General features: G+C 50.5%; 7 protein-coding genes. 1 reads left to right on the forward strand and 6 read right to left on the reverse strand.

Features of this window, described 5'->3' with window-relative positions; genetic code table 11:
* From AQR02_RS34145 to AQR02_RS12440, 4 genes are all read right to left on the reverse strand, one after another.
* Window positions 1-290: BREX system ATP-binding domain-containing protein (locus AQR02_RS34145; protein WP_245237608.1), on the reverse strand; the 290-nt coding region annotated here is incomplete at its 3' end.
* 8 nt (window positions 291-298) lie between these two features.
* Window positions 299-1,855 carry a TerB N-terminal domain-containing protein gene (locus AQR02_RS12430; RefSeq protein ID WP_054940768.1) on the reverse strand — a complete coding sequence of 519 codons (1,557 nt, stop codon included), beginning with the start codon at window positions 1,853-1,855 and terminating at the stop codon, window positions 299-301.
* Window positions 1,856-2,041: 186 nt separating this feature from the next.
* A complete protein-coding gene (locus AQR02_RS12435; RefSeq protein WP_054940769.1) occupies window positions 2,042-3,256 on the reverse strand; it encodes an MFS transporter in 1,215 nt (404 codons plus the stop codon).
* A gap of 78 nt (window positions 3,257-3,334) precedes the next feature.
* Window positions 3,335-4,102, reverse strand: a complete 768-nt coding sequence (locus AQR02_RS12440; RefSeq protein WP_054940770.1) for a DUF1836 domain-containing protein — start codon at window positions 4,100-4,102, stop codon at window positions 3,335-3,337.
* Window positions 4,103-4,217: 115 nt separating this feature from the next.
* Between AQR02_RS12440 and AQR02_RS12445 the strand changes: the two genes are divergently transcribed.
* Window positions 4,218-5,540: a hemolysin family protein gene (locus tag AQR02_RS12445; RefSeq protein WP_054940771.1), complete on the forward strand. Its 1,323-nt coding sequence runs from the start codon at window positions 4,218-4,220 to the stop codon at window positions 5,538-5,540.
* A 180-nt stretch (window positions 5,541-5,720) separates the two neighbouring features.
* Here the strand turns inward: AQR02_RS12445 and AQR02_RS12450 are convergent, their stop codons facing one another.
* Window positions 5,721-6,227, reverse strand: coding sequence for a GNAT family N-acetyltransferase (locus AQR02_RS12450; RefSeq protein ID WP_054940772.1), 507 nt, complete (start codon window positions 6,225-6,227; stop codon window positions 5,721-5,723).
* Window positions 6,228-6,251: 24 nt separating this feature from the next.
* Window positions 6,252-6,699 (reverse strand): GNAT family N-acetyltransferase (locus tag AQR02_RS12455; RefSeq protein ID WP_245237362.1); only part of this gene is annotated, 448 nt, incomplete at its 5' end.

The raw sequence follows: 6,699 nt of genomic DNA on the forward strand, positions 1-6,699 counted from the left end.
ACCAGCCGGCGTTCCGGCGAAAGATCGGCATCAGCGACCACGAAGTCCCGGTCCATCGCATAGTTGCGGATAATCTGCAGCAGAAAGCTTTTGCCGCTGCCGAATTTACCGGTGATCAGCTTAAAGGCGGCGCCTCCTTCGGCAATATTATCCATATCTCGGAGTATGGCTTCCACTTCCGGCCGGCGGCCGACGGCAATATGCTCCAGCCCGATTCGCGGCACCACCCCTGCGGTCAGCGAGTTTACCAGCGCCGTTGTCATGCGTTTTGGTATTTTCAATTCATTCATTCCGGAATTCACCTCATTAAATAGTGCAGCATAGGTATCCATTCGTCTGCCACTTGCTCTCCGTCGATCAGTAAATCGCCAAGGAGATTCATTGCACGCTCATTAATCTCATCAAACAGCAGCTCCGGCATCGTTCCTGCGGCAGCTGCTAATTTGTTCACCGTGAGGAGCCCATCCTCCTCAGCCAGCGCTAGCACCGCTTCACGCTGCAGTGGAGTCAGCTCTGCATTAAACTGCTCCCATTCCGGATGGTCCCCGGTTTCTGTGTTTGCGATCACGGTATCCATGTCATCCGCCACTGCCTCCGGTTCATCCGGCTCTACGACAGTAGCTTGTTCCGCGGGTATGATCGCGTGCTGTTCAGTAATTTCCGGCTCAGCATTATCCTCCACCGTAAGCAGCGTTCGGACCACCTCGGAATCGTTCTGCAGTTGCTCCAGCTTCCGCTGATCAATGACAACTGCCGGCCCCTTCGCTTCCTGCTCGGCTTTGCGGAACTCCCGCTGCAGATACTTGCCGATCAGCTCGTCCATGTCCGCATCGACCTTGATATCCTTCAGCCGTCCGCGATAGCCCATCAGCTCGCGCAGCTTATTCTCGGTCAGACGGAACAGGCGGGTGATCAGGCTGCGCAGCGGCGGTGATTTGCTGATCCGTACAACAGGTACAAGCACTGAATAGCCATAGAGTGAGATGTCATATACTGCACTGCGGAACAAATACCGCTCTCTCATCACCACAGGCCCCGGCGGAAACATCTCTACCAGATTCGATCCGTGCTTGCGGGCGACATAGCTATCGATTAATGCCACAACCAGAGGGATGTATCGTTCTGCGGCTTCTTTACCCTCACCTAAATAGAACTTGGATTTGCTGATATCATAGTCAGACATCACCGTTAACACTTCGAAGGTCAGCTGCTCCGGGGCAGCTGTCAGGCAGCGCATTAATTCAATCTCTGCCAGATCACCGGCAAGTCCGCGTGAACGGGCGACGATGCCCGACAGCGGTACCTCCAGCTTACGGACGAATGCAAAGTCGGCCATCCAGCCGCCGAGATATTGATCCAGCCGTTTGTACTGATCCCTGTACGCTTCCCATATCAAACCCAGCTGACAGTAACCGTCCTGCGGATCTGTCCAGCCCACCCCGTTGATCAGCTCATACACATGCAGGAAGATATAGGAAAGATCCGTCTTCGGATACCTGCCCTGCCTCACCTCATCCCGCCAGAAGAAATACCACCTGCTCTGCGCTCCGGTCATATGCCCGTAGGTCGGCCAATAGCTCTTAAAGGGGACAAAGAGCGCCGCCGGCCCCTTTTCTCCGGCCAATTCTCTGGCACGCGCAACAAATTGGCTTTCTGTTGTCGTCACCGGCTCAGGCTTCTCTTCCATATCCCAAAGCTGAATCTGCACCGCATCCTCTAAACTTTTTTTGGGTTTAGCGGCGGGAGCGACGGGTATCCCGGATTTCCCTTCACTACGCGGAGGGATCGGAACGTTCTGCTCCGTGCTTTCCCAGACCAGTTCCGTGAAATGCGGCTGGTTCCTTTCACTTGTCATCTTCATCACTCCAATTCACTAACAGCAGACGCGATTTCTTCCAGTTCTTATGAAAAAACGGTCCTGTTCACATGTGTGAAGGAACCGTTCTGTTCGCGAATTATCCGAGCTTCTTGTACAATTCACTATTCATATTAGCACTGTTGCCGGAATGACATCAAGTAGCAGATAGACAAGATTGTGAGCTTATTCGAGCTCGATCCCTTTGGTCTCTTTCCCTAGCAGCAGCACCGCAAGCGCACCAATGACAATCGTTACGAAAAATAGCATAAATATCGAGCTGATGCCGACTGATTTCCCTACGAGCACACCGACCAGCAGCGGAGCCAGAATCCCGCCGATCCGGCCAAAGGAGGTAGCCAGCCCAGCACCTGTGGAGCGGATTGCTGTCGGATACAGCTCAGGAGTGTAGGCATACATACCGCCCCATGCGCCGAGATTGAAAAAGGATAGGCAGATCCCGGCAGCCATGAGCATGCCTTCGGTCGTCGCATTACCGAACCAGGCAGCACTTCCAGCAGTCAGCAGTAAATAAATAACAAGCACAAACTTACGCCCGAACTTCTCTATGAAATACGCGGCTGTGAAATAACCGGGCAGCTGAGCGAGCGTCATGATGAGCACATATTCGAAGCTCTTGACGAGGCTGAATCCTTTCAGCACCATCACCGTAGGCAGCCACAGGAACATTCCATAGTAAGAGAAGACCACGGTGAACCAAAGAATCCACAGCATAATCGTCGAACGGCGGTACTCTGGAGACCAGACGGCCGCAATCCGCTTACCCAGCGGTACCGGTGCTTTTTTCTTCATTTCCGCAAACCGCGGTGAATCCTCGATGGCACGGCGTAAATATAGAGCATATAGCGCCGGAACGGCCCCTATGGCAAAAGCTACACGCCAGCCGTAATCCGGAATGACGAAATAGGCGATTAAGGCCGAAGCAATCCAGCCCAGCGCCCAAAAGCTCTCCAGCAGGACGACAGCCCGTCCTCTTTCCGCGGCGGGCATGCTCTCGGATACGAGCGTTGAGGCAACAGGTAATTCTCCGCCCAGGCCGAACCCGGCAATAAACCGCAGTACACACAGTATGGCAAAGCCTGCCGCAAATGCCGATAATCCGCTCGCCAGGGAGAAGATCAGCAGCGTCCATAGCAGCACTGATTTTCGGCCGAAACGGTCGGCCAGAATGCCTGCAGCCGCAGCACCGGCTGCCATCCCTAGAGAATTTATACTGGTTAATAGTCCAATCTTCTCCGGACCCAGCCCCCATTCTTTGGCCAGCGCCGCAACGACAAACGAGATCATCCCGACATCCATGGCGTCGAACATCCAGCTTATACCAGCGCTCAGCAGCAGCTTGCGCCTCTTCGGATCACGCAGCAGCGTCATTTGATTCATCCTCAAGCACCTCTTTCTAACTCCGACTATTCAACCTGGAACGATTTGTTACTCCTACACATTTTAATTTTGCAATGATCAAAAATCAAGGAATAACGCAGCATTAAAGTATTGCCTAGCCAGTGACTGATAATAACAGGTCTGTACGGAAATCGCCGCAATCATCAGCATGTTCTGTACAGCATCCCTTTGCGACCGTGTGAGATGTGTAAGCCTGTCCAGTCTTTTCTCCAAAAATCCACTGATGGTTCTGTCCGTTTTCCATGAATATTCCTTATAGGCACTCCGCTCAGCGATCCCCTGCGCCTGCAGAGCCGGACTTGTCTTGAGGTCCTCGAACAGCTCGGCATAGCCGTAGTACAGCTCCGCTGGTTCAACCAGATCATCATCATCACGTTCGGGCTTCAGGAACAGGATGCGGAATAGCTGGCGGATGCTCTCGAAATCAAGCACTGCTTTGAGATCGTCTATTATAAAGAGAAGCGCGGCCTGATTCACAGAATATTTCTTCCCTTCCCGCGGTGATCCTAAATATTCTTTGAAATCGCGTTTCACCCAGTTCTGCATAGTGGTAACAGATAATGTGGAATACTCTATCAGATGTCCCAGAGCGGCGATATCTGCAAGTGAAAGGCCTCTGACTCTGGTGCCTTTTATTATTTTCTGCAGAATTGGCGGGATATCCGTAGATAAAAAGGCAGACAGAGATAATCCCTTTTGCACCTCTTCCTGATGGAATTTCGTCCATGCTTCCTGCAAGATACGCAGCGGCTTCCGTTCACCATTTCCGGTAAGGGACAGCAGCAAAACCGACATTTCTTTGCGGCTCAAAGTAAAAGCTTCCATAAATGGCTCCCCTCCACCATTTGATTTTTCACTTAAAAGTTCGTACAATAAGTTCATATGAACTCATAATTTGAGTATAACCTATTTTAAAGACGAGAGGGATGGTAAAGATTTTATGGGTATAGGACTTAGTTTGACGTTGGTGGCTATTTTGATTATCTTAACCGCTTTTTTTGTAGCTACGGAATTTGCAGTGGTACGGCTTAGAGGCAGCCAGGTGAGCCAGATGGTCCTTGACGGCAAGAAGAATGCACTTGCTGTGCAGCGGGTGGCCGCTAACCTGGATGGTTACCTGTCCGCCTGTCAGCTGGGGATTACAATCACTGCACTCGGAATCGGGGCGCTTGCTGAACCTGCCTTTGAGCAGCTGCTGCTGCCACTGTTCGATATGGCGAATATCAGCCACAGCGTCAGTGAGCCTATTGCGTTCGCACTAGCCTTCATCATTGCCACCTTCCTGCATGTTGTTGTGGGTGAGCTTGCTCCGAAGACTGCAGCTATAAACATTCCGGAAAAAATTGGTCAATTTACCTCACCGCTGATTATTTGGTTCTACAAAATTCTTTACCCTTTGATTTGGATAATGAACGGCTCCGCCAATATGCTTGTCCGTCTGTTCGGGATGAAACCGGCAAGTGAGCATGGTGATGCGCATTCCGAGGAAGAAATTCGTCTGATCCTCTCCGAGAGCTATGAGAACGGAAAGATTAACAAAGCAGAATACGGTTACGTGAACCGGATCTTTAATTTTGACGAAATGCTGGCGAAGGAAATTATGGTGCCACGGACCGATATGATCTGCCTGTTCTCCAACCACTCGTTGAAGGAGAATTTTGACATCATCCGCAAGGAACAATACACCCGTTTCCCGGTTGCGGATGGCAGTAAAGACAATATTATCGGCATGATCAACACCAAGCAGCTGTATTTACAATATGACAATGATCCTGATTTCGATTTCAAAAAACTAATATTACCGCTGCTGACCGTATCCGAGGTTACACCGGTCAAGACCCTGCTGACCCGCATGCAGCTGGAGCGTGTGCACATTGCCCTGCTGCTGGATGAATACGGCGGCACGTCAGGTCTGATTACCATTGAAGATATTCTGGAAGAGATTGTCGGCGAGATCCGTGACGAGTTCGACGGAGACGAGAGAAAAAATGTGGAGAAGCTGAGCGAATCACATTACCTGTTCGACGGCAATGTTTCACTGCTGGAGATTAAGCAGAAGACCGGCATTGATTTACATGATGACGAGGTAACGACTATCGGGGGCTGGCTGTACAGCCACCTGGACGAGCCTGCGATCGGCAAAAGCATTGAACATGAGCATGTTACCCTTACGGTGCGTGAAATGAATAAGAACCGTATCCGCAAGGTTGAGGTGCATATCGGTCAAAAAAATACGGCAGATTTGTCACAGCATCAAGAATAATCAGGCTCATTGTAAATTAGAAGGATAATTAATAGAGTGAATCATATAAACTCTTATATAAACCAAAGGCGCTCCTGTAAAGGAGCGCCTTTGGTTTTACCCATATTCTAACGAATCCGATTAACGGTTAAATGGAATTTCTCCCGTCAATTCTAACAGAAATACCGGCAGAAATTCCAGTTAAGCAATAATCTTGCTCATATAATACTCGTCCACCCATTCTCCGCCGATGAACAATGATTTCTTTTTGATGCCTTCAATCTCAAATCCGTATTTCTTATACAGCGCGATGCCCCGCTCATTATGGGTCATGACAGTAAGCTCAAGGCGTACAATAGCCGCAGTGCGGGCCCAAGCTTCCATCTCCAGAAATAATCCGCTGCCGATCCCCATGCCTTGATACTCCTTCAGGATACCAATAACAATATAGGCACTGTGTTTATTCCGCCTTACGCTGCCGCCCCTGACCGATAAGTATCCGGCCAGCCCCCCATTCACCTCTGCTCCGATCAATATCGAAGTTTCCGATGCAGTAAAGTTCTCAATCATTTCTTTGACCTGCTGCAGTCCGGTCTGACGTTCATCCGGCTCCAGCAGCATAAATGAAGACTCCTCATCCAGAGCATGCTGCAGACTTAACAGTCCGGCAGCATCCTCTGGAACGAGCTTCCGCAGTGTTACGATCATCGCCAGTCCCCCAATCCTCTTAAACTACTCATTCATGTATTTCTTAAACAGCCGGCTCCCATTTCCGTCATAACCGAGCTGGGTGTAGAACCGGTGAGCCTCCACCCTTTTGGCGTTGCTCGAGAGCATGATCTTGAGCGCACCTCTGGATGCAGCTGTTTCTTCCGCATACCGCATCAGTTCGGTCCCATAGCCCTTTCCCCGCAGCAGCGGGGCTGTAACTACGCGTTCAATTACGGCTATGGGAGAATCACCACTTAACGCATCCATGCATAGATGAAGGTGCAATGTACCAGCAATCTCAACCGCCATATCATACACGTACAGAAAACTGTCCGGATTGCCCGCAATCTGACTGATTCTTAAGGGAGATACATGGACATCCTGTTGATCTGGAAGCAGAATACGGTACAAAGCTTCAATCGCGGCGGCATCCTGTGGCAATGCTTCTCTAATCAAGGCTGCATTCTCC

The organism is Paenibacillus ihuae (assembly GCF_001368795.1).
GTDB lineage: Bacteria > Bacillota > Bacilli > Paenibacillales > Paenibacillaceae > Paenibacillus_AQ > Paenibacillus_AQ ihuae.